The 22440-nt window shown below is 71.0% G+C and carries 19 protein-coding genes and 1 tRNA gene; 3 read left to right on the forward strand and 17 right to left on the reverse strand.

The features are described 5' to 3' along the window. Positions 1-75 precede the first annotated feature (75 nt). Positions 76-396, reverse strand: coding sequence for a ferredoxin (gene fdxA / locus ACGF1Z_RS33860; RefSeq protein WP_010474859.1), 321 nt, complete (start codon positions 394-396; stop codon positions 76-78). 112 nt (positions 397-508) lie between these two features. Between fdxA and ACGF1Z_RS33865 the strand changes: the two genes are divergently transcribed. Both ACGF1Z_RS33865 and ACGF1Z_RS33870 read left to right on the forward strand, forming a co-directional pair. Then, positions 509-1510 (forward strand): GNAT family N-acetyltransferase, encoded by a 1002-nt coding sequence (locus ACGF1Z_RS33865; protein ID WP_393010196.1) that lies wholly within the window; start codon positions 509-511, stop codon positions 1508-1510. Between the two features lie 14 nt (positions 1511-1524). Beyond that, on the forward strand, positions 1525-2343 hold the full coding sequence (locus ACGF1Z_RS33870) for a tetratricopeptide repeat protein (protein ID WP_393010198.1): 819 nt from the start codon (positions 1525-1527) through the stop codon (positions 2341-2343). An 11-nt stretch (positions 2344-2354) separates the two neighbouring features. Here ACGF1Z_RS33870 and ACGF1Z_RS33875 read toward each other — a convergent pair. From ACGF1Z_RS33875 to ACGF1Z_RS33895, 5 genes are all read right to left on the reverse strand, one after another. Further along, positions 2355-2432 (reverse strand) — tRNA-Trp (locus tag ACGF1Z_RS33875). Positions 2433-2696: 264 nt separating this feature from the next. Further along, complete coding sequence (locus tag ACGF1Z_RS33880) at positions 2697-4706, reverse strand: hypothetical protein (RefSeq protein ID WP_393010200.1); 2010 nt, start codon at positions 4704-4706, stop codon at positions 2697-2699. Between the two features lie 291 nt (positions 4707-4997). Further along, a complete protein-coding gene (locus tag ACGF1Z_RS33885) occupies positions 4998-5414 on the reverse strand; it encodes a DUF6113 family protein (RefSeq protein WP_393010202.1) in 417 nt (138 codons plus the stop codon). Further along, positions 5411-6412: an N-acetyl-1-D-myo-inositol-2-amino-2-deoxy-alpha-D-glucopyranoside deacetylase gene (gene mshB, locus ACGF1Z_RS33890; protein ID WP_393010204.1), complete on the reverse strand. Its 1002-nt coding sequence runs from the start codon at positions 6410-6412 to the stop codon at positions 5411-5413. The genes ACGF1Z_RS33885 and mshB overlap by 4 nt, the downstream gene beginning before the upstream one ends. A 41-nt stretch (positions 6413-6453) precedes the next feature. Next, positions 6454-6648: a hypothetical protein gene (locus tag ACGF1Z_RS33895; protein WP_376632082.1), complete on the reverse strand. Its 195-nt coding sequence runs from the start codon at positions 6646-6648 to the stop codon at positions 6454-6456. Positions 6649-6804: 156 nt separating this feature from the next. On the opposite strand from ACGF1Z_RS33895, the gene ACGF1Z_RS33900 reads away from it, so the two are divergent. Further along, a complete protein-coding gene (locus tag ACGF1Z_RS33900) occupies positions 6805-9003 on the forward strand; it encodes an alpha/beta fold hydrolase (protein WP_393010206.1) in 2199 nt (732 codons plus the stop codon). A 76-nt stretch (positions 9004-9079) separates the two neighbouring features. Here ACGF1Z_RS33900 and ACGF1Z_RS33905 read toward each other — a convergent pair whose 3' ends face one another. The 11 genes from ACGF1Z_RS33905 to ACGF1Z_RS33955 all read right to left on the reverse strand — a co-directional run bounded on the left by ACGF1Z_RS33905 (position 9080) and on the right by ACGF1Z_RS33955 (position 22389). After that, positions 9080-10033: a hypothetical protein gene (locus ACGF1Z_RS33905; protein ID WP_393010208.1), complete on the reverse strand. Its 954-nt coding sequence runs from the start codon at positions 10031-10033 to the stop codon at positions 9080-9082. 201 nt (positions 10034-10234) lie between these two features. After that, on the reverse strand, positions 10235-11536 hold the full coding sequence (locus ACGF1Z_RS33910) for an ABC transporter ATP-binding protein (protein WP_393010210.1): 1302 nt from the start codon (positions 11534-11536) through the stop codon (positions 10235-10237). Then, positions 11529-12512 carry an ABC transporter ATP-binding protein gene (locus ACGF1Z_RS33915; protein WP_393010212.1) on the reverse strand — a complete coding sequence of 328 codons (984 nt, stop codon included), beginning with the start codon at positions 12510-12512 and terminating at the stop codon, positions 11529-11531. Before ACGF1Z_RS33915 ends, ACGF1Z_RS33910 begins: the two co-directional genes overlap by 8 nt. A gap of 6 nt (positions 12513-12518) precedes the next feature. Beyond that, the gene (locus tag ACGF1Z_RS33920; protein WP_393010214.1) at positions 12519-13538 is read right to left on the reverse strand and encodes an ABC transporter permease; all 1020 of its coding nucleotides are present in this window, start codon (positions 13536-13538) and stop codon (positions 12519-12521) included. Continuing rightward, positions 13531-14454 carry an ABC transporter permease gene (locus ACGF1Z_RS33925; RefSeq protein WP_393010216.1) on the reverse strand — a complete coding sequence of 308 codons (924 nt, stop codon included), beginning with the start codon at positions 14452-14454 and terminating at the stop codon, positions 13531-13533. The genes ACGF1Z_RS33920 and ACGF1Z_RS33925 overlap by 8 nt, the downstream gene beginning before the upstream one ends. Before the next feature lie 112 nt (positions 14455-14566). Next, entirely contained in the window at positions 14567-16195 is a 1629-nt protein-coding gene (locus tag ACGF1Z_RS33930) for an ABC transporter substrate-binding protein (RefSeq protein ID WP_393010218.1), read from the reverse strand. A gap of 331 nt (positions 16196-16526) precedes the next feature. Then, on the reverse strand, positions 16527-17636 hold the full coding sequence (locus tag ACGF1Z_RS33935; RefSeq protein WP_393010220.1) for an ABC transporter ATP-binding protein: 1110 nt from the start codon (positions 17634-17636) through the stop codon (positions 16527-16529). Further along, on the reverse strand, positions 17629-18684 hold the full coding sequence (locus tag ACGF1Z_RS33940) for an ABC transporter ATP-binding protein (RefSeq protein ID WP_393010222.1): 1056 nt from the start codon (positions 18682-18684) through the stop codon (positions 17629-17631). Before ACGF1Z_RS33940 ends, ACGF1Z_RS33935 begins: the two co-directional genes overlap by 8 nt. Before the next feature lie 11 nt (positions 18685-18695). After that, entirely contained in the window at positions 18696-19655 is a 960-nt protein-coding gene (locus tag ACGF1Z_RS33945) for an ABC transporter permease (protein ID WP_393010224.1), read from the reverse strand. After that, on the reverse strand, positions 19648-20580 hold the full coding sequence (locus ACGF1Z_RS33950; RefSeq protein WP_393010264.1) for an ABC transporter permease: 933 nt from the start codon (positions 20578-20580) through the stop codon (positions 19648-19650). The genes ACGF1Z_RS33945 and ACGF1Z_RS33950 overlap by 8 nt, the downstream gene beginning before the upstream one ends. 171 nt (positions 20581-20751) lie before the next feature. Next, positions 20752-22389 carry an ABC transporter substrate-binding protein gene (locus ACGF1Z_RS33955; protein WP_393010226.1) on the reverse strand — a complete coding sequence of 546 codons (1638 nt, stop codon included), beginning with the start codon at positions 22387-22389 and terminating at the stop codon, positions 20752-20754. Positions 22390-22440 lie beyond the last annotated feature (51 nt).

Raw genomic sequence — 22440 nt, forward strand, 5'->3', positions numbered from 1 at the left:
ATGACTCCTCGTAGGTGCGGAAACACGCATCGGTCCCGTACAGCGGCGAGGCCGTACGGGACCGAGGGCGAATGATCAGCCGTTCTGCGGCGGCAGGGCGGCGATGAAGGGGTGGTCGCGCTCGATCAGGCCGAGCTTGGAGGCACCACCGGGCGAACCGAGCTCGTCGAAGAACTCGACGTTCGCCTTGTAGTAGTCCTTCCACTCCTCCGGAGTGTCGTCCTCGTAGAAGATCGCCTCGACCGGGCAGACCGGCTCACAGGCCCCACAGTCGACGCATTCGTCCGGGTGGATGTACAAGGACCGCTGGCCCTCGTAGATGCAGTCGACGGGGCACTCCTCGATGCACGCCTTGTCCTTGACGTCGACACAAGGCTGCGCGATGACGTAGGTCACGCTGTCGTTCCTCCTCGATAGGGCTGGTCTGCGCGGGAGCGCGGTGTCGTCGATGCCCGCCCCTAGTATCTCCGTTCTTGGGGACGATCCGAACAGGAGGGGCGCAGAAGCTGTGGAATTCACCGGTGGAGGACGTCTCGAAGTCCGCATTACCGCCGCTGACGTGGGAAAACGCGTCTCGGTGCGGTACCTGACGGACTCGGGTGCGCCGGGTGAGACCTTCACCGACGCGGTCGGTGTTCTCACATCGTGGGAAGCGGGTGTGCTGCTGATCACACGCCGGACCGGCGGGGCCGTCCGCATCGCGGAATCGGCGCTCGTCGCGGGCAAGGTCGTCCCGGCCGCACCGGCCCGCCGGCGCGGCCCCGCCGCCTCCTACGCCGAACTCGCCCGGGTCGCGGCCCGCGGCTGGCAGCCCCTGGAGAGCGAGGCGCTCGGCGAGTGGACCCTGCGGGCCGCGGCCGGGTTCACCCGGCGCGCCAACTCGGTCCTCCCCCTCGGTGACCCGGGCCTGCCCCTCGACGCCGCGCTCGACCGCGTCCGGTCGTGGTACGCGGCCCGCGGCCTGCCCGCGTACCTCCAGACCGCGACCGGCGCCGAGGGCACCCAGGAGGTGCTGTGCGTGGAGCTGGAACGGCGCGGCTGGACGCGCGAGGTCTCGGCCGAGATGCGCGTGGCGGGCCTGGCACCGATCGGCGACCTGGACGCCGACGTCACGGCGGTCCGCCTCGCCCCGTCCTTCGACGAGCACTGGCTGCGCCGCTACCAGCGCTTCGGCGAACCCGGCCCGCACGTCCTGAAGGTGCTCGGCAGCGGCCCCCGTGTGTGGTTCGCGTCCGTACCGGGCACGGAAGACATACCGGCGGCGATCGGACGCTGCGTGGTGGACGGGCGCTGGGCCGGCTTCATGGCGGTCGAGGTCGCCCCGGAGCACCGCCGCCGCGGCCTGGCGACGGCCGTCATGACGGCTCTCGCCCGCCGGGCCCTCGACGAGGGCGCGTCGGCGGCCTGGCTCCAGGTGGAGTCGGACAACGAGGGCGCCCGTGCGCTGTACGAAGGGATGGGCTTCACCACCCACCACCACTACCACCACTACCGAGAGACGGACGCGTGACCGACGGAGGCGGCGTGACCGACTGGCGGCGGGAGTTCGCGGAGGAGGCCCGGGCGGAGCGGCCCGACCTCGTCCGGCTCTGCCTCCTCGTCGGCGCGGTGGCCGACCCGGCGGTGACGCAGGCCGACCTCGACGCCGCCGAGATCGAACTGGACCGGCTGGCCGGACTCGTGCCGTACGGAACGCGGAGCGCCGACGCCTGGGTCGCGGCGCTCGCCGACCTGCTCGGCCGGCACGAGGGCTTCCAGGGCGTTCCCGCCGACTACCAGCGCCTGGAGTCCTCGCTCCTGCACGAGGTGCTGCGGCGTCGCCGCGGCCTGCCCATCCTCCTCTCCGTGATCTGGATGGAGGTGGCCCGCCGGGCCGGGGCCCATGTCTACGGCCTGGGGCTGCCCGGGCACTTCGTGGTCGGCTTCGGCGACCCGGAGGACCTGCACCTGGCCGACCCGTTCGCCGGCGGCCGCGCCATGACCGGTGCCGACGCGGAACTCCTCGTCGCGGGCGCCACCGGGGAGGCCCTCGACCCGTCGATGCTGCGCCCGGCGACACCGGCGGCGATCGTGCTGCGCATCCTCAACAACATCCGCGCCTGGGCCTCGGCCCGCCCCGAGCGCTCCGACGTGGCCCTCTGGGCCGTCGAGCTGTCCCTGCTGCTCCCCTCCCACCCGGCCCGGCTCCGCTACGCGCGTGCGGAACTCCTCGTCCAGCGCGGCGACTTCCTGACCGGCGCGGCGGAGATGGAGGCGTACGCGACGATCATGGACGCGGTGGAGCCGAGCGCGGCGGAGACGATCCGCCGGAAGGCGAAGGCGGCGCGGGCCCTGCTGAACTGACCCGGCGGGAGGGCGGGGCGGCCGGATTCGAACCGGCGTCCTCGCGGTTTTGGAGACCGCGCGCGACGACCGCTGCGCTACGACCCCGCCCCGGGGAGCAGCCTAGAAGAAGGAGCCCCCGGCGGGCGAGCCCATGACGTCCGCGTCCGTGGCGTCGCGCGTGCCCCGGGCCGGTGCCGCCGCGATCCGCGCCCTGTGTGACGCACGAGCACACCGGGCGGAAGGCGCACGACGAACACCCCCACGGTGGCAGGCCCCCGGGGCGCGGCGGGGGTGGTAGGCCCCGGGGCGCGCAAAGGGCCGCGTGCCGCACCGTGCGTGCGGCCCGCGGCCCGGGTGCGTGCAGGTGCCGGTCAGCCCTCGCCCGTCAGGTCGATCGTCTTGGTGCGCTCCGCGACCGTCTTGCCGCGCAGGGCGTCCCGCATCACGAAGGCCACGTCGTCGGCCGACACCTGGTGCTTGCTGCCGTCCGCCTTGGTGATCATGATGCCGTCGAAGACGCCGTCGAGGAGCTCGTCGATCGCCTGCTTGTTGTAGACCTCGATCAGGCGCCCGTCGACGGCCTTCATGGAGAGGATCTTCGGCAGCGACTTCGCCGGGCCGAAGTCGATGGACTTCGAACCCGCCTTGATCTTGATCTTGCCGGACATGGCCGGTTCCGCGAACTCCTCCATCGCCCGGTCCAGCTCCGCCTTGGTGATGGTCGGCCGGCGGGTGACGACGGGCAGGTCCACCGTGTTCGGGTGGCCGGTCTCGACCTGGGCGCGGTACGCGTCCTTGACCGCGATCATCGAGCGCTGGACGTCCAGGCCCTTGCCGGGCTTGCCCTCGACCGCGGTGGCCTTGCCGGGCGAGAAGACGATCGTGCCCTCGACGGCCGAGCCGGAGCTGCCCGCCAGGTCGGTGAGGGCGACGCCCAGCTTCTCCTCGTCGACCGGGAAGACCGGCTGGACGACCCGCTCTCCGCCGAAGAGCGAGCCGATGACGCTGACCGGGTTGTAGTCGCTGCCGGCCGCCGCGCGCACCGTCTGCTGCGCGTCCAGGGCGAGGCCGGCCTTGTCGGGGGCCAGCTCGGCCTTCTTGCCGCCGACGTTGAGCTGGAGCGGCGCGTGGGCGCGCGTGCCGAGCACCGCCTCCAGCTTGGTGACGGCCTCGTCCTTCGTGCTGCCGCCGATGTCCACGCCGAGGACGGTGGTCCCCTTCGGCACGTCGGCGTGGTTCATGAGGAGTCCGGCGCAGTAGGCGAGGCCGGCCAGGCCGATCACGCCGGCACCGGCCAGCACCAGCTTGGAACGCTGCTTCTTCGCGGGCCTGGCGGGGGCCGGCCTCGGCTGCGCCGGGAGCTCGGTCCGGTCGGGGACGCGCGGGGTCAGGTCCGGTCCGCCGGCCGGGACGACCGGGATGCCGCTGGTCAGCGTCGAGCCGGAGACGTGCCCCTGGTCGCCGCCCGGGCCCGGCACCGGGGCCGGGGGCTGGGGCGTCAGGATCGCGGTGTCGTCGGACATCCGCGGCGGCTGCGGGCCGCGGTCCGGCAGACCTCCGCGCCGGGCCGCGCCGCTCTGGTGGCCGGGGCCGACGACCGGGCTGCTGCCGGTGACCGGGCCGGTGGTCGGTCCGCTGGGTGCCATGGGCTCGCCGACGACGGGCGTGCCGCCGGCCGGGGTGTGGCCGGGGCCGCGGTCGTAGAGGGGGTTGGCGGGGGCGCCCGGCCCGTCGAAGACGGGGGTGCCGCCGGCCGGGGTGCCGTCGTACATCGGCGTGCCGCCCGCCGGGGTGCCGTCGTACGCGGGCGTGCCGCCGGCCGGCGTGTGGCCGTACGCCGGAGCGCCGCCGGCCGGGGTGCCGTCGTACGCCGGGGCCCCCCTGTCCGGTGCGCCGCCGGTGAGCGGGGTGACGATCGGCATGCTCTGGGTGGTGCTGCCGGCGGTCGGGACGCCGTCGGTCGCGGAACCCGCGAAGCCGGAGCGCGGGGTGGCGGGAGCCGCGGGGGCGGCCGGGGCGGGGGCCGACGGTCCCGGGCCGAGGGCCGGGGCGCCCGCGGCGGGCTTCGGCGCGGACGCCTTGCGCGGCGCGAACCAGTCGCTGGTCGGCCGCTCGTCCGCCTGCGGCGCCTGCTCGGCCCGGGCGGCGGGTTCCGGCCTGGGCGCGGGCTCCGGCGCCGGGCGCACGGGCTCGGCCGGGGCCTTCGGCTCGGGCGCCGGGGCCGGACCCTCGCCCGCCGCGCCGCCGCTGTCGCCGACCGGCTTGCGGACGACCACGGGCGGAATCGGCCGCGAACCCGGGATGTTGATCCGGATGCGGGTGGTCAGTGTGGTTTCGGTCTTCGGCTCCTCGGAAGGCGCGGAGGCACCGGCCCCCTCCACCGCTTCCTGGCCGCCGCGGAGGCCGTACGGCGGGGTGCCCGAGGGGTACGCGGCCCCGCCGCGCCCCTGGGCGCCGGAGGACGAACTGTCAGTCTCTCGACCAGTTTCACGACTCAAAGCAGGATCTCCCGGTTGGCTCCGCCGCCCGCTCTTGCTGATGCTCGTGGTGATCCGGGCGGTCGGCGGCGCGCACCACCATACTGGCCGCCGCCGATCCGTACCCGACCCGGCGTGGATCCGCCACGGGCATTCCGGCCGAAGTCAGGACAGCACAGGGTCAAGTACCCCTGTTCAGGGGGCCGGTCGGGACAATCTGGTCATCGTGGCGCACATCACAGCGACGGCCATGCCGCCGAGCAGGAACACCATCTCCCCGACGCCGCCGCCGAACAGGCCGTCCCCTTCGGGGCGTCCGAAGCTCAGCAGCACGATGGCGACGAGCCAGCCGCCGCCCGCCGCGGCGACGCCGAGCTGGTTCCCGGTGGCGCGCCGTCCGCCGTAGAAGAGGGCGGCGGAGCCGAGCAGGGCCAGGAGCAACCCGGCGGGGAACCACGCGGCTTGGACGAGCGAGCCGGCGGCGCCGACGAGTGCTCCGAGGACGACGAGCACGGCATACCAGGCGTACCGGGCACCGGGGGCGAGTTCCCCCGTGGTGTGCGCGGGGTGCGCGACCCGTCCGGGCCGGGCGGGCTGCTTCTGCGCGGTCATCCGGCCGCCTCCGACCCGGTCGCGCCGGACCCGGCGGGCGTCGTCCCGGACGCGGCGGGCGCCGCCTCCGTGGCGCCCGGCTCCGTGGCGCCCGGCTCCGTGGCGCCCGGCTCCGCGAGCCCCGCGAACAGATCGGTCTCGCGCTCCCCGGCGGGCGCGCCGGACGCGCCCCGGACCAGCTCGTAGTACTCGGTCGTGAAGATCGGCTGGGCCAGGTTGTTGGAGAGGGCGAAGAAGGGGCCGTCGACCGCGACTTGGGTGGCATGGGCGGCCATGGCGGCGCTCTTGCGGGCCGCGTGGGCCTCGCCCGCCACGATCTCGGTGGTGATGCGGGCGTCGTCGACGACGCCGGGCACGTCGTCGATCCGGGCGTCGGCGGGGAAGACGGAGCCCTCGGCGCGCAGCCGCGCGAAGCCGGCCTCGGCGACCGGTCGCGGGACCCGGTTCCAGTAGATCTTGGCGATGGCGTGGGCCGGACCGAGATCGGGACGGTAGGCGGGGTCGGCGGCGAGCTCGGCGGCACGCATGGCGACCCGGTGGGCCTGGATGTGGTCGGGGTGGCCGTAACCGCCGTCGGGGTCGTAGGTGACGAGGACCTGCGGGCGGGTCTCGCGGACGACCGCGACGAGGTGGGGAGCGGCGGTGTCGACGTCGGTGTTCCAGAAGGCGTTCTCGCGCCGGTTCTGCTCGACGCCCATCATCCCGGAGTCGCGGAAGCGTCCGGGGCCGCCGAGGAAGCGGTGGTCGGTGACGCCCAGCTCCTTCATCGCGGCCGCGAGCTCGCCGACGCGGTGGTCGCCGAGGCGGTCCTCCCGGTCGGGCGCGAGGTGGGCGAGCTCGGGCGGGATGACCTCGCCCTCCTCGCCCAGGGTGCACGTCACCAGGGTCACGAGCGCGCCCTCGGCCGCGTACCTGGCCATGGTGGCGCCGTTGTTGATCGACTCGTCGTCCGGGTGCGCGTGCACGAGGAGCAGACGACGGGCTGGGAGAACCGTCATGGCCCCACCCTACGAGGCGGGGCCACGGAAAGACCGGCAGGTCAGAACTTGAGGCCCCCGATCATGCTCGCCACGTTCGTGGTGAACGTACTGATGGACGGGGCGATGGACGAGCTCGCCAGGTAGAAGCCCAGGAGCGCGCAGACCGCCGCATGCCCAGCCTTGAGCCCGGATTTCCGGATCAGCAGGAAGACGACGATCGCCAGCAGCACCACCGCCGAAATCGAGAGTGCCACGGCGGTTCACCTCCACACTTCTTCGGTCGGACGTTCGGTTGGCATGTGCCTGGTGGATGCATACCCACCTAGCGCTACGGATCATAACTATCCGTGCCATCGCATCGATCGGTGTACGGGGGCATGAGGGGGCGCACGGACGCTAGTTTCGGTCATATGACGTCGCCACAGGAGCAGTCCTCATCCCTCTCGTTCCCCCGTCAGCACGCCCGGACGCAGCGCTTCACCCTGGGTGCCCCGCGCGGCTTCACCGTCTCGCCGGACGGCGAGCGGGTGGTCTTCCTCCGCTCCGCCTCGGGGACCGACCGGTCGCACGGGCTCTGGGTGCTGGCCCTCGGCGAGGCGACCGGGACGACCGGAACCACCGGTGCGGTGGAGCGGCTCGCGGCCGATCCGGAGGTGCTGCTGGCGGGCGCCGCCGAGGAGTTGTCGCCGGAGGAGCGGGCCCGCCGCGAGCGCAGCCGGGAGGGCTCCGCGGGGATCGTCGGCTACGCGGTGGACGGAGCAGTGGAGTTGGCGGCCTTCGCGCTGTCGGGTCGGCTCTTCACGGCGGAACTGCGGGCCGGCACGACGCGCGAGCTGCCGGTGCCCGGGCCCGTGGTCGACCCGCGGCCCTCGCCGGACGGGCGGTCGGTGGCGTACGCCGCGGGCGGGGCGCTGCGGGTGACCGGCGCGGACGGCGCCGGCGACCGGGCGCTCGCGGAACCGGAGGCGGAGGGGGTCACGTACGGACTCGCGGAGTTCGTGGCCTCGGAGGAGATGAGCCGCTCCCGGGGCTTCTGGTGGGCGCCGTCCTCGGACCGGCTGCTGGTGGAACGGGCGGACGCGCGGCCGGTGCGGCGCTGGTGGATCGCGGACCCGGCGCACCCGGACCGGGAGCCGCAGGCGGTGGCGTATCCGGCGGCGGGCACGCCCAACGCGGAGGTCGGTCTCCTCCTCGTGGATCTGTCCGGAAACCGCACCGAGGTGGTGTGGGACCGGGAGGCCTTCCCGTACCTGGCACGGGTCCACTGGGGGGCCGGCGGACCGCCGCTGCTCCTGGTCCAGGCGCGGGACCAGCGCACCCAGGCCTACCTGGCGGTCGACCCGGAGTCGGGGGCCACCCGGACGGTGCACGTGGACGAGGATCCGGTGTGGCTCGAACTCCTCGGCGGAGTGCCGGCCTGGACACCGGACGGGCAACTGGTGCGCATCGAGGACCAGGCGTCCGAGAACGGCGCCCGGGTGCTCGTGGTCGGGGACCGGACGCTCACGGACGCGCGGCTGCAGGTGCGGGCCGTGCTGGACGTCGGCGCGGAAGATGTCCTGATCTCGGCGTCGGCGGGCGAGGCTGCCGAGGCCGGCGGGACGCCCGGGATCGGCGAGATCCACGTGTACCGGGTCGGCTACGCGGCCGGCGGCGACCCGTCGCCGGAGCGCCTGTCCGCCCCGGCGGGCGTGCACGGCGCCGTCCGGTCGGGTGCGGTGACGGTGCTGTCCTCGGCACGGACGGACGCGCCGGGCAGCGTGACGCGGGTGCTGCGGGACGGGAAGCCGGTCGCCGAGGTCTCCTCGTACGCGCAGCGCCCGGTGCTCTCGGCCGGGGTGCGGCTGACCGCGGCGGGCGCGCGCCGGATCCCGTGCGCCGTCCTGCTGCCCTCGAACCGGACGGAGGACGACGGGCCGCTGCCGGTCCTGATGGACCCGTACGGCGGTCCGCACGGACAGCGGGTGCTCGCCGCGCACAACCCGCACCTGACCTCCCGGTGGTTCGCGGAGCAGGGCTTCGCGGTGGTCGTCGCCGACGGGCGGGGCATGCCGGGCCGCTCCCCCGGCTGGGAGAAGGCGATCAGCCGGGACCTCACGCTGTCCCTCGACGACCAGGTGGAGGCGCTGCACGACCTGGCGGGGCGGTTCCCGCTGGACCTCGGGCGGGTGGCCATCCGCGGCTGGTCCTTCGGCGGCTATCTCGCCGCGCTGGCGGCACTGCGCCGTCCCGACGTCTTCCACGCGGCCGTGGTGGGCGCCCCGGTGACGGACTGGCGGCTCTACGACACCCACTACACCGAGCGCTATCTGGGCCACCCGGACGAGGAGCCCGAGGTCTACGCGGCGAACTCGCTGCTGTCGGACGCCGGGTTGACGGACCCGCGGGAGCCGGCCCGGCCGATGATGATCGTGCACGGTCTCGCCGACGACAACGTGGTGATGGCACACACCCTGAGGCTCTCCTCCGCCCTGCTCGCGGCGGGCCGGCCGCACGAGGTGCTGCCCCTCTCGGGCGTCACGCACATGACGCCGCAGGAGCAGGTGGCGGAGAACCTGCTGCTGCTCCAGGTCGACTTCCTGCGCCGGTCCCTGGGCCTCGGGCGCTAGGTCCCGTCGTCACGCTCCCGTCGTTGCCCGGAGGGGCAGGCGGGAGTGTGACGGGAGGGCCTCTTCGCGCCGGGTGTCACCAGCCGGGCGGGCGCCGGGTGGGCGGGGCCGGCGGCAGGGCCGCGGCGGGGCGGTACGGGGCACGGCGCGAGCGCCCCGACCGCCCGAGCAGCGCCATCACGGCGAGCCCGGCGAGCAGCGCGAAGCCGGACGCGAGGTCGTAGGCCGCGGAGTAGAGCTCCAGCTCGGGGACGAAGGTGTGCCAGTCGGGCCGCAGGGCCGCCGCGACCCCGCTCGCCCCGACGCCCGCGAGCAGCAGCCCGGCGAGCAGGCCGAGCGACCGGGCGTGGCCGGCGCGGGCGAAGGCGCTGCCGGCGGCGGCGAGGAGCAGCAGCACGAGGACGGCGTTCAGCCAGCCCGGCGGGACGGCGAGGGCGGGCAGGAGCAGGGAGCGCCCGCCGGTGAAGCGGCTGACGGTGTAGTCGGCGGGCAGCAGCGTCGCCCAGCGCAGCTCCCAGGCGGCCCACATCAGCCCGGCGAGCGCGCACAGGACGCCGGCGGTGACGGCGGGTCCGGTGCGGACGGGCGGCGCGGCGGCCGGCTCCGGCGGGTCCTGTCCTTCGGCGAGCCCGGTGCGGTCGTCACGGCCGGCGGCGGCGGTGACGACGAGCGCGCCGCCGAGGGCGAGGCTCACGAGGGCGGTGACGAGCTCGTCCACACCGGAGGCCCACAGCCCGGGCAGCCGCAGGGCGAGCGTGGTGAGACCGGTGACGGCGAGCGCGGGCCCGGCGAGGGAGGAGCGCAGGGCGGTGACGGCGGTGGCGGCGTAGGCGACGAGCAGCAGCGGGTCGACGAGCGAGGTGGCGGCGCCGGCGTGGGTCCGGAAGCGGTGGTCCCCGGCCCAGGACCAGAGCAGTCCGGTGCTCGGACCGAAGACCGCGAGGTCGCGCAGCAGCCAGACGACGATGACGAGGGCGAGCGCGGCGCAGAGGGCCGCGCCGGCCAGGCGTGCCGTTCGGGTCACAGTCACGGGGCCGATACTCACGGTCGCCGTGGGCCGGGACAAGCGGTTCCGCATATGCGGGAAGCGTGTGCGTCAAGTCGGGCCGCGGGGCGACCGGCCGGGGCGACATGGCGCGCCCCGGCCGGTCCAACGGCACCCGCACGGCCGTACGCTGTGCAGCTTCCCGCGTCCGTATATCGGATCCGATTCGGTGAAGTTGCCTGCGCGTTAAGGCGCTTCGAATCCGGGACCGGACCCGGGGTCCCTTCCGGGATCCGCCCCGGAGCCGGATCCTGAGCCGGCGTCCGGGCCGGCGTCCGGGCCCAGGCCCGGGCCTGAGGCGGGTCCGGCGCCCGGGCCTGAGGCGGGTCCGGCGCCCGGGCCTGGGGCGGGTCCGGCGCCCGGGCCTGAGGCGGGTCCGGCGCCAGGCACCGCACCCGTGCCCGGGCCCGCGGGTCCCGAAGGCGGCGCGCCCTTCTCGGGTCCGGCGTCCGGTCGGAGCTCCTCCGGCGGCACCACCCGCTTCTCCTCCGCGAAGTGGCAGGCCGAGTCGTGCTTCGCCGGGGACTCGGTGAGCCGGAAGACGGCGGGGACGGCGAGCAGCGGGACCTCCAGGGCGCAGCGCTCCTGGGCCTTCCAGCAGCGTGTGCGGAAGCGGCAGCCGGAGGGGATGTTGGCCGGAGAGGGCACGTCGCCGGTGAGGATGATCCGCTCGCGGTGCTCGCGCGCCTCGGGGTTCGGCACGGGCACGGCCGACAGCAGCGCCTGGGTGTAGGGGTGCGTGGGGTGGTCGTAGATCTCGGCGTCGCTGCCGATCTCCACGATCCGCCCGAGGTACATGACGCCGACCCGGTCGGAGATGTGCCGGACGATGGACAGGTCGTGCGCGATGAAGACGTACGAGAGGCTGAACTCGTTCTGGAGGCGTTCGAGCAGGTTCACCACCTGGGCCTGCACGGAGACGTCGAGCGCCGAGACCGGCTCGTCGGCCACGATGATCTCGGGCCGCAGGGCCAGTCCGCGGGCGATGCCGATGCGCTGGCGCTGGCCGCCGGAGAACTGGTGCGGATAGCGGTTGATGTACTCGGGGTTGAGGCCGACGACGTCGAGCAGGTCCTGCACCTTGCGCCGCCGGTCGCCCTTGGGCGCGACCTCGGGGTGGATCTCGTACGGCTCGCCGATGATGTCGCCGACGGTCATGCGCGGGTTCAGCGAGGTGTACGGGTCCTGGAACACCATCTGGATGTTGCGGCGCACGGCCCTGAGCGCCTTGGCCGAGAGCGTGGTGATGTCCTCGCCCTTGTAGGCGATCGACCCGGAGGTCGGCCGCTCCAGGTTGACCAGCATCTTCGCCACGGTCGACTTGCCGCAGCCGGACTCGCCCACGATGCCGAGGGTCTCGCCCGCCTTGAGGTCGAAGTCGACCCCGTCGACGGCCTTGACCGCGCCGACGTGCTTCTTGAAGAGGATGCCCTGGGTCAGCGGATAGTGCTTGACCAGGTCGCGGACCTGGAGAATCGCCTCAGCCATGGAGGCACTCCTTCCAGTAGTGGCAGGCGCTGGTACGCGGGACGGGCGATTCGGTGACGTCGTACAGCGGCGGCACGTCGGTCCGGCACCGTTCCCGGGCGAGCGGGCAGCGCGGGTTGAAGGAGCAGCCGGAGGGGATGGCCAGGAGGTTGGGGGGCAGGCCCTTGATGGCGTAGAGCTCCTGGCCCTTCTGGTCGAGGCGCGGGATCGAGTCGAGCAGACCCCGGGTGTAGGGGTGGGCGGGAGCCTTGTAGATCTCGTGCACGGGCGCCTGCTCGACGATCTTCCCCGCGTACATCACGGCGATCTTGTCGGCGACGTCGGCGACCACACCGAGGTCGTGGGTGATGAGGATGAGGCCCATGTTGAGCTCACGCTGCAGTTCGGCGAGCAGGTCCATGACCTGGGCCTGGACGGTGACGTCGAGGGCGGTGGTCGGCTCGTCGGCGATGATCAGCTCGGGTTCGAGGGCGAGGGCCATCGCGATCATGATGCGCTGGCGCATACCGCCGGAGAACTGGTGCGGGTACTGGCCGACGCGCTCCTTGGCGGCGGGGATGCGGACCCGGTCCATCAGTTCGACGGCCTTGGTCCTGGAGTCCTTCCGGGACATGCCCCGGTGCACCTGGAACATCTCGCCGAGCTGGTCGCCGACGCTGATGACGGGGTTGAGGGAGGACAGCGCGTCCTGGAAGATCATCGCCATCTTGGCGCCGCGGATCTTCCGCCGCTCCTCCTCCTTGAGGGTGAGCAGGTCCTGGCCCTGGAAGCGGATCTCACCGCTGGTGATCTTGCCGGGGGGCACGTCGAGGATGCCCATGACGGCCTGGGCCGTGACGGACTTGCCGGAGCCGGACTCGCCGAGCACGGCCAGGGTCTCCCCCGCGTCGACGGAGTAGTTGACGCCGTTGACCGCCTTGGCCACCCCGTCGCGGGTGTGGAACTCCACGTGCAGGTCGCGCACTTCGAGCAGCATGGTCGGCTACCTCAGCTTGGGGTCGAGGGCGTCGCGTACCGCGTCGCCGAGCATGATGAAGGCGAGCACCGTGACGGCGAGCGCGCCGGCCGGCCAGAGCAGCATGTGCGGGGCGTTGCGGATGTACTGCGAGGCCGAGGAGATGTCGATGCCCCAGGAGACGGTCGGCGGCTTCAGGCCGACGCCGAGGTACGACAGGGTCGCCTCCAGGGCGATGTAGGTGCCGAGCGCGATGGTCGCGACGACGATCACGGGGGCGATGGCGTTGGGCGCGATGTGCCGCAGCATCATCCGGGAGTTGGAGGCGCCGAGCGCCCGGGCCGCCTGGACGTAGTCGTTCTGTTTGGCGGTGATGACGGAGCCGCGGGCGATGCGGGAGAGCTGCGGCCAGCCGAGCAGCACCATGAAGCCGATGACGGGCCAGACGGTGGAACTGGTCACCACCGACAGGAGCACCAGACCGCCGAGGACGACGGGGATGGCGAAGAAGACGTCGGTGATCCGGGACAGGAAGCCGTCCCACGCGCCGCCGAAGAAACCGGCGAGGCCGCCGAGGATGCCGCCGAGGATCGCGACGCCGAGGGTGGCGCAGACGCCGACGGTGACGGAGGTGCGGGCGCCGTAGACGACCCGGGTGTAGACGTCGCAGCCCTGGCCGTTGAAGCCGAAGGGGTGGCCGGGCTGGGAGCCCTCCTGGGCCTTGGACAGGTCGCAGTCGAGGGGGTCCCCGGAGGCGATCAGCGAGGGCCAGATGGAGATGACGACGAGGAAGAGGATGATGAGCCCGGAGACGATGAAGACCGGGTTGCGCCGCAGGTCGTGCCAGGCGTCGGACCACAGCGAGCGCGGCTTCCTGTCGACGCCGGCCTCCGGGCCGGCGTCCGGGCCGTTCTCGAGGTTCTTCTCCAGCGTCTCGGCCTCGGCGGTGCCGAAGTCGGCCGCCCCTCCGGCTCCGGTCGATGCCACGGCGCGTCCTTCCTCGCCGTACGACTCGAGCGGCTCGAACGGCTCAATCGGCTCAGGCATAGCGAATCCTCGGGTCAAGGACGGCGTACAGGAGGTCGACCAGCAGGTTGGCCAGGAGGAACACCAGGACGAGGATCGTCACGAAGCCGACGACGGTCTGGGTGTTCTGGCGGACGATGCCCTGGTAGAGCTGGTAGCCCACGCCGTGGATGTTGAAGATCCGTTCGGTGACGATGGCGCCGCCCATGAGTGCGCCGATGTCGGCGCCGATGAAGGTCACCACGGGGATGAGGCTGTTGCGCAGCAGGTGCCGGGTGATGACCCGGCGGCGCGGCAGGCCCTTGGCGACGGCCGTGCGGACGTAGTCGGCGCGCTTGTTCTCGGCGATGGACGTGCGGGTGAGCCGGGTGACGTATGCGAGCGACACCGAGGCGAGGACGAGCCCGGGGACGATCAGTTCGCTGAACGGCGCCTCGGGCGAGACCGCCGGTTTGATCCAGCCCCATTCGACGCCGAGCAGCAGCTGGAGCAGCAGGCCGGTGACGAAGGTGGGGATGGAGAGGACGACCAGGGTCAGCAGCAGCACCGAGGTGTCGACGGGGTGCCCGCGCTTGAGGCCGGTGACGACGCCGAGGGTGATGCCGATGACGACCTCGAAGAGGATGGCGACGATGGTCAGCCGGATGGTGACGGGGAAGGCCGCGGCCATCAGTTCGGTGACGGGCTGGCCGTTGAAGGCGGTGCCGAAGTCGCCGGTGAAGACGTTGCCCATGTAGGTCAGGTATTGCTGCCAGACCGGCTTGTCGAGGCCGAACTCCTTCTCCAGCTGGGCGGCGGTGGCGGGATCGCAGGCGCGGTCGCCGCACAGGCCGGCGATGGGGTCGCCCATCACGTTCACCATCAGGAAGATCAGCAGCGTGGCGCCGAAGAAGACCGGGATCATCTGCAGCAGCCGTCGGATCACGTAGCGACCCACGAAAGCCTCCAGGGGTGGGGGGAGGAAGCCGGGCGGGGAAAGCTGCACGGCCCGGCGCGGGGGTTCCGCGGGCCGGGCCGTACGCTGCCGACCGGTACGGCCTGCTAAGGCGTCACTTGACCTTGATCTGGTCGTAGACCGGGACGCTGAACGGGTTGAGCGTCACGTTCTCGACCCGCTCCGAGTAGCCGGCGCTGCCGTTCTGGTACCAGAGCGGGATGGCGCCCATGTCGCCCTTGAGCACCTCTTCGGCCTGCTGGAAGAGTCCGACGGCCTTCGGGGTGTCGGTCTCGGCGTTGGCCTCGTTGACCAGCTTGTCGAACTGCGGGTTCGAGTACTTGCCGTCGTTGGAGGAGGCGTTGGTGTAGTACAGCGGCTGCAGGAAGTTCTGGATCAGCGGGTAGTCCATCTGCCAGCCGGCCCGGAACGGACCCTTCATCTTCTGCGTGCTGACCTGGCTGCGGAAGTCGGCGAAGGTGCCGATCGGGTTGCCGACGCAGGCCCGGTTGTTGCCGAGCGCGTTGTTGATGGAGTTGCAGACCGCGTCCACCCACTCCTTGTGGGAGCCGGTGTCGGCGTTGTACGAGATCGTCATCGTGCCGCCGGGGATGCCGCCGCCTTCGGCGACCAGCTTCTTGGCCTCGGTCGGGTTGTACGTGCAGGCGTCGCCGCAGATGTCCTTGAAGCCGCCGGCCTCGCCGAGCACCGGGGAGGTCCAGTCGACGGCGGGGGTGCGGGTCTTCTGGAAGATCGTCTGGGTGATCTGGTCCCGGTTGATCGCCATGGACAGGCCCGTGCGGAGCTTCTCCTGGCCGGGCTTGTTCCAGGCGGGGTCGTAGAACGGGAAGGAGAGCGTCTGGATGATGCCGGCCGGGGTGTTGATGTAGCGGTTCCCGAGGTCGGCGGAGACGTTCTTGAGCTGCGAGGCCGGGATGTCGTCGACGAGGTCGAGGTTGCCGGCCGTCAGGTCGGTGTAGGCGGTGTTGTTGTCGGTGTAGACCTTGAGGGTGATGCCGCCGTTCTGCGCCTTGTCGGGTCCCGGGTAGCCGTCCCACTTCGTGAGGACCATCTGGGAGCCCTTGGAGTAGGTGTCGACCGTGTACGGGCCGTTGCCGACCGGCTTGCTCAGCCAGCCGGCGTGGTCGGTGTAGAAGACCTGCGGCAGCGGGGAGTAGGCCGCGTAGCCGAGGGTGTCGGGGAAGGTCGAGAACTTCTGCGTCAGCTTGATCGTGAAGGTCAGGTCGCCGGTGACCTTGAGGCCCGACATCGTCGTGGCCTTCTGCGCCCCGGAGTCGGGGTGCACCTGGTCGTAGCCCTCGATGTAGCTGAAGAAGTAGGCGTTCTTCTGGTTGTTCTTCAGGCTCGCGCCGTAGTTCCAGGCGTCGACGAAGGACTTGGCGGTGACCTTCTCCCCGTTGGAGAAGGTCCAGCCGCTCTTGACCGTGACGGTGAAGTTGGTCGAGTCGGTCGTCTCGATCTTCTGGGCGAGCATGTCCTTCGCCGCGCCGGTCTTCGGGTCGTACTGCTTGAGCCCGCGGAAGATCATGGACAGGACCTTGCCGCCCTGCACCTCGTTGGTGTTCGCCGGCTCCAGCGGGTTCTGCGGGTCGCCCCACGAGGAGGACACGACGCCGTCCGCGCCTCCGCCGCCGCCGCTGTCGCCGCCACCTCCGCAGGCGGTCGCCGCGAGGGCGACGGCGGTGGCCAGAGCGGCCCACTTGGCGTGCGTGGCTCCGCGCATGGAGTGCCTCCCGATGTCCTGAGCATTACTTAGGCCCCAATATCACCCCATATTGACGGGAGTGCACTTTTATGGCGTCCGGATGAACAGGCCCTCGGGCGCCGGGGCGGCGCGCCCCGAGCGGCGAGCACGCGAGCCGGTCGCGGAAGGCTCCCGGTCGCGCACGGCTCCCCCGCCGCCGGCGCCTCGCGCTCGGTCCGGACCCCGGTCGCTCCCGCCCGGACGGGCACGCCTCCCCGGGCATGCGGAAACGGCCGGTCCCCGGCGCCTTGTGGCACCGGGGACCGGCCGTCGGCCGGGCTCGGGGAGCCCGGAGTCGAGTGCTCGGCACTCAGGACGCGTGCACGACGTCCTTCTCCTCGGCGAAGTGGCACGCGGACTCGTGCGCGGCCGGGGTGTTCTGACCCTGGAAGCGCTCCGGGACCGCGAGCAGCGGGGTCTCGGTGGCGCAGATGTCCTGGGCCTTCCAGCAACGGGTGCGGAAGCGGCAGCCCGACGGCGGGTTGGCCGGCGAGGGCACGTCACCGGTGAGGATGATCCGCTCGCGGTGCGCGCGGGCCTCCGGGTCCGGCACCGGCACCGCGGAGAGCAGCGCCTGGGTGTACGGGTGGGTCGGGTGGTCGTAGATCTGGGTGTCCGTACCGATCTCGGCCATCTTGCCCAGGTACATCACGCCGACGCGGTCCGAGATGTGCCGGACGATCGACAGGTCGTGCGCGATGAAGATGTAGGACAGGTTGAACTCGTCCTGCAGCTTCTCCATCAGGTTGATGACCTGCGCCTGGACGGACACGTCCAGGGCGGAGACCGGCTCGTCGCAGATGATGATCTCCGGGTTGAGCGCGAGGCCGCGGGCGATGCCGATGCGCTGGCGCTGACCGCCGGAGAACTGGTGCGGGTAGCGGTTGATGTACTCGGGGTTCAGACCGACGACGTCGAGCAGCTCCTGCACCTTGCGGCGCCGGTCACCCTTCGGGGCCACCTCGGGGTGGATGTCGAAGGGCTCGCCGATGATGTCGCCGACCGTCATGCGCGGGTTCAGCGAGGTGTACGGATCCTGGAACACCATCTGGATGTTCCGGCGCACGGCCTTGAGGGCGCGGCCGGAGAGCCGGGTGATGTCCTGCCCCTTGTAGAAGACCTCGCCGGCGGTGGCCCGCTCCAGGTTCATCAGGAGCTTGGCGACCGTGGACTTGCCACAGCCGGACTCGCCCACGATGCCGAGGGTCTCGCCCTGGTAGAGGTCGAAGGAGACCCCGTCCACGGCCTTGACCGCGCCGACCTGCTTCTTGAAGAGGACGCCCTGGGTGAGCGGGAAGTGCTTCTTCAGGTCACGGACCTGGAGGATCGGCTCACCGCGCCCGATCGGAGCCTCGATGGCGGCTACGGCCTCCGCCTCGGACACGCCCCCGGCCTCGTTCGTCTTGCTCAGCTCAGCCATGGATCGTCTCCTTCCAGAAGTGGCAGGCGCTCTTGCGGCCCGGCAGCTCGGCGCCGTTCTGCTCGGTGACCGGCGCCAGCGGCGGGATCTCCGTACGGCAGATGTCGTCGGCCTTGGGGCAGCGCGGGTTGAAGGCGCAGCCGGTGGGCACGCGAAGCAGGTTGGGCGGCAGGCCCTTGATCGCGTAGAGCTCCTGGCCCTTCTGGTCCAGGCGCGGGATCGAGTCCAGCAGACCGCGGGTGTACGGGTGGGCCGGGCGCTTGTACAGCTCGTGCACCGGCGCCTGCTCCACGATGCGGCCGGCGTACATGACCGCGATCTTGTCCGCGACGTCGGCGACGACGCCGAGGTCGTGGGTGATCAGGATCAGACCCATGTTGTATTCCCGCTGGAGCTCCGCGAGGAGGTCCATGACCTGGGCCTGGACGGTCACGTCGAGCGCCGTGGTGGGCTCGTCCGCGATGATCAGGTCCGGCTCCAGGGCCAGCGCCATGGCGATCATGATGCGCTGGCGCATACCGCCGGAGAACTGGTGGGGGTAGTCGGAGACCCGCGCCTTGGCGGCGGGGATCTTGACCTTGTCCATCAGCTCGATGGCCTTGGTCTTGGCGTCCTTCTTGGACAGGCCGTGGTGCACGCGGAACATCTCGCCGAGCTGGTAGCCGACGGAGAGGACCGGGTTCAGGGAGGACAGCGCGTCCTGGAAGATCATCGCGATCTTCTGGCCGCGGATCTTCCGGCGCTCCTCGTTGGACATCTTGAGCATGTCCTGGCCGCGGAAGAGGATCTCGCCCTGCGGGATCTTGCCGGGCGGCATGTCGAGGATGCCCATGATCGCCTGGGCGGTCACGGACTTGCCGGAGCCGGACTCACCGAGCACGGCCAGCGTCTCACCGGCGTCGACCGAGTAGTTGACGCCGTTGACCGCCTTGGCCACACCGTCGCGGGTGTGGAACTCGACGTGCAGGTCGCGGACTTCGAGCAGCGGACCGGTGTGGCCGCCGTCGCGCGGTGCGGGGACCGTCGCGGTGTTGTCGATGATGGTCACGTTCGCCCTCCTCAGCGCATCTTCGGGTCGAGGGCGTTGCGGACTGCTTCGCCGAGCATGATGAATGCCAGCACGGTGATGCTCAGCATGATCGAGGGCCACAGCAGGATGTGCGGGGCCACCCGGATCTGGTCGACGGCGGTGGAGATGTCGACGCCCCAGGAGACGGTCGGCGAGGCGAGACCCAGACCCAGGTAGGACAGGGTGGCCTCGGCCGAGATGTAGCCGCCGAGTGAGATGGTGGCGACGACGATCAGCGGGGCCATGGCGTTCGGCAGGATGTGCCGGAACAGGATCCGCGTGGTGCCGGCGCCCAGAGCCGTGGCGGCGTGGACGTAGTCGGCCTGCTTGACCGTGATCACGGCACCGCGCATCACGCGGGCCATCTGGGTCCAGCCGAGGAACGCCAGCGCGCCGACGACGACCCAGACGGTGCGGTCGGTGAAGGACTGGAGGACGACCATCGCGCCGAGCAGGAACGGGATGCCGAAGAAGATGTCGGTGATCCGGGAGAGGACCGCGTCGAGCACGCCGCCGAAGTAGCCGGCCAGCATGCCGATGAGGCCGCCGAAGATCGTGACGATCGCGGTGACGCAGACGCCGACGATGATCGAGGCACGGGTGCCGTGGATCAGGCGGGCGTACACCGAACGGCCCTGGCCGTCGTAGCCGAGCCACTCGGCCGAGCCGATGTGGCCGAGCTCCGGCTTGCCCAGGAAGTGCTTCACCAGGTCACCGGCGGTGGGCGAGGCACTGGTGAACAGGCTCGGGACGGCGGCGATGAGCAGCAGGAAGAAGATCATCACCGCGGAGACGAGGAAGTACGGGTTCCGGCGCAGGTCCGACCAGGCGTCGCCCCAGAGGCTGCGGGCCTTCTCCGACTGCGGCGCCGGCGCGGCCGCCGCGTCGATCGACGGGGGAGCGATGGCGTCCTCGACGGCGTCGGCCGCGGTCTTGGTCACGTCAGGCATAACGGATCCTCGGGTCCAGGACCGCGTACAGCAGGTCGATGAGCAGGCTGGTGACGAGGTAGACGATCACCAGGATGGTGACGAGGCCGACCAGGGTGCCGCCCTCGCGACGGGAGATCGACTCGGCGATCAGGCCGCCGATGCCCTTGATGTTGAAGATCTTCTCGGTGACGACCGCACCACCCATGAGGGCACCGATGTCGGTGCCGAGGAAGGTGATGACCGGGATCATCGAGTTGCGCATCAGGTGGACGCCGATGATGCGGCGCTTCGGCAGACCCTTGGCGATGGCCGTGCGCATGTAGTCGGCGCGCAGGTTCTCCGCCATGGTGGTCCGGGTCAGACGCGCCACGTAGGCGAGGGAGAGGCCGCCGAGCACGACGGCCGGGGCGATGAGCTCGTCCCAGCTCTGCTCGGTGGACACGTTCGGGGCGATCCAGCCCAGGTTGAACGCGAACTGCATCTTGATCAGGAAGCCGAGCACGAAGACCGGGATCGAGATGATCAGCAGCGTGAAGATCAGGATGGCGTTGTCGGCCAGGCGGCCGGCGCGCAGACCCGCGATGATGCCGAGGCCGATACCGAAGATCAGCTCGAACGCGAAGGCCAGCAGGGCCAGTTGGAGCGTGACGGGGAACGCCTCGCCCAGCACCTCGGTGACCGGCCGCCCGTTGCGGATCTGGGTGCCGAAGTCCAGGTGCAGGATCATGTCCCGCATGTAGGCGAAGTACTGCTCCGGCAGGGACTTGTCGAGACCCAGCTCGTGGCGCTTGGCGGCCAGGGTCGCGGGATCCGCGCCCTTGTCACCGAACATCGCCAGCACGGGGTCACCGGGCAGGCTGTGAACCATGAGGAAGATCAGCAGGGTTGTCCCGAGGAAGACCGGGATCATCTGGAGCAGTCGTCGTGCGACATAGCGCCCCATCATGCCTCCGTTGAGATGTGACGGCCGCAGCCGACGGGCCCTCCCTCGACGGTCTGCCCACACATGGGCATGACGATGTCGTGGAAGGGCCCCCCAGCCACTGCGTAAGGCACCGCGACGGGGCTGACGTTCCGTCAGCCCCGCTGCGGCGAGCGGACTACGCTTGGGTGATTACTTCTTGACCTCGACGCCGGTCAGGATCGGGTCGCCGTCCTGGCCGTACGCCACGCCGGAAACCTTCTCCGAGAAGCCCGCGTTGACCTTGTAGTACCAGAGCGGGATCGACGGCATGTAGTTGACCAGGTCCTTCTCGATGGCCTGGTACGCCTTGACCGACTCGTCGAGCGTCTTGGCCGAGTCAGCCTTGGCGATCTTGGCGTCCAGCTCCTTGTTGGAGAAGTCGCCCTGGTTGCCGCCGGCACCCGTACGGAACAGGTCCGAGATGAAGTTGGCGTTCACCGGGTAGTCGAGCACCCAGCCGGAGCGGTACAGGGACTTGACCTGCTTCGTCTTGCGAGCAGTCAGGTCGGCCTGGAAGTCCGGCTTGCCGTCACCGACACACTGGACGCTGGTGGCCTGCTGGATGGAGTTGCAGACAGCCTCCACCCACTCCTTGTGGCCACCGTCGGCGTTGTACTGGATGGAGATCTTGTTGCCGGGCACACCGCCGCCGGCCTTGATGAGCTCCTTGGCCTTGGCCGGGTCGAACTTGGTGACCTCGACCGCGTTCGGCTGGTAGCCGAGCACGCCCTTGGCGACCCAGCCGGTCGCGGGCTCACGCGTGCCGTTCAGCACCGTCTTGGTGATGGTGGCACGGTCGATCGCCATGGACAGACCCTGGATGACGCGCGGGTCGATCTGCTTCGGCTTCTTCCACTGGTCGGCGTAGAAGGCGACGGCGATCGTCTGGATCGCGGAGTACGCCTGGTCGACAGCGCGGTCGCCGAGGTCCTGGCGGTAGACCGGCAGGTCCTTCGGGGCGATCTGACGCAGAACGTCGACGTTGCCCGACTTCAGGTCCTCGTACGCGGCCTCGAGGGTGGTGTAGTTCTTGAAGACCACACCGCCGTTCTTCGCCTTGTTCGGGCCCTTGTAGCCGTCGAAGCGGGTGATCTCGATCTGCTTCTTGTGGTCCCAGCTCTTGAACTTGTAGGGACCGTTACCGACCGGCTTCTGACCGCCGGCGACCGGGTCCTTGTAGAAGGAGGCCGGGAGCGGGGCGAAGACGATGTAGGCGAGCTTGTGCGCGAAGTACGGAACCGCGGTGTTCAGCTCGATCGTGAAGGTGTTGTCGTCGACGATCTTCAGACCCTCGAGCTTGTCCGAGCTCGGCTTGGCGCCCTCGGCCTCGGGGTGGACCTTGTCGAAGCCCTTGATGTCGGCGAACCAGGACGCGAGGCCCTGGGCGTTCTTGACGTTGGCGTTCCAGTTCCACGCGTCCACGAAGGACTTGGACGTGACCGGCGTGCCGTCGTGGAACGTCCAGCCCGGCTTGAGCTTGACGGTCCAGGTCTTCGAGTCGGTCGTGGTGACCGACTCAGCGTTGATCATCTCCAGGGAGCCGTCGGCCTTGTAGTCGACCAGGGTCGAGAACAGACCGGCCATGACCGCGGAGCCGTTGGACTCCATCGTGTCACCGGTGAGCAGCGGCTTCTCCGGCTCACCCAGCTCGATGGAGAAGATGCCGTTCGGGTCGACAGCACCCGAGGCACCCTTGCCCTCGTCGCTCTTACCCCCGCCACAGGCGGTCGCTGCCAGGGCGACGACGATCGCGCCCGCTACCCACTTGGCGCTCTTGGCACCGCGCATGGGTTCCTCCTCATGAGTCCACTTGTCACTACAAGAGAGGCACTTCGAGTT

Origin of the sequence: Streptomyces sp. NPDC048018, assembly GCF_043202995.1 — a bacterium.
GTDB lineage: Bacteria > Actinomycetota > Actinomycetes > Streptomycetales > Streptomycetaceae > Streptomyces.

Bases quoted from the DNA above. Each gene is read 5' to 3' on its own strand.
- ACGF1Z_RS33915 (WP_393010212.1), bottom strand. From the start codon at position 12,512: ATGCTGCTCGAAGTGCGCGACCTGCACGTGGAGTTCCACACCCGCGAC.
- ACGF1Z_RS33950 (WP_393010264.1), bottom strand. From the start codon at position 20,580: ATGGGGCGCTATGTCGCACGACGACTGCTCCAGATGATCCCGGTCTTC.
- ACGF1Z_RS33920 (WP_393010214.1), bottom strand. From the start codon at position 13,538: ATGCCTGAGCCGATTGAGCCGTTCGAGCCGCTCGAGTCGTACGGCGAG.
- ACGF1Z_RS33945 (WP_393010224.1), bottom strand. From the start codon at position 19,655: ATGCCTGACGTGACCAAGACCGCGGCCGACGCCGTCGAGGACGCCATC.
- ACGF1Z_RS33935 (WP_393010220.1), bottom strand. From the start codon at position 17,636: ATGGCTGAGCTGAGCAAGACGAACGAGGCCGGGGGCGTGTCCGAGGCG.
- ACGF1Z_RS33955 (WP_393010226.1), bottom strand. From the start codon at position 22,389: ATGCGCGGTGCCAAGAGCGCCAAGTGGGTAGCGGGCGCGATCGTCGTC.
- ACGF1Z_RS33900 (WP_393010206.1), top strand. From the start codon at position 6,805: ATGACGTCGCCACAGGAGCAGTCCTCATCCCTCTCGTTCCCCCGTCAG.
- ACGF1Z_RS33910 (WP_393010210.1), bottom strand. From the start codon at position 11,536: ATGGCTGAGGCGATTCTCCAGGTCCGCGACCTGGTCAAGCACTATCCG.
- ACGF1Z_RS33930 (WP_393010218.1), bottom strand. From the start codon at position 16,195: ATGCGCGGAGCCACGCACGCCAAGTGGGCCGCTCTGGCCACCGCCGTC.
- ACGF1Z_RS33885 (WP_393010202.1), bottom strand. From the start codon at position 5,414: ATGACCGCGCAGAAGCAGCCCGCCCGGCCCGGACGGGTCGCGCACCCC.
- mshB (WP_393010204.1), bottom strand. From the start codon at position 6,412: ATGACGGTTCTCCCAGCCCGTCGTCTGCTCCTCGTGCACGCGCACCCG.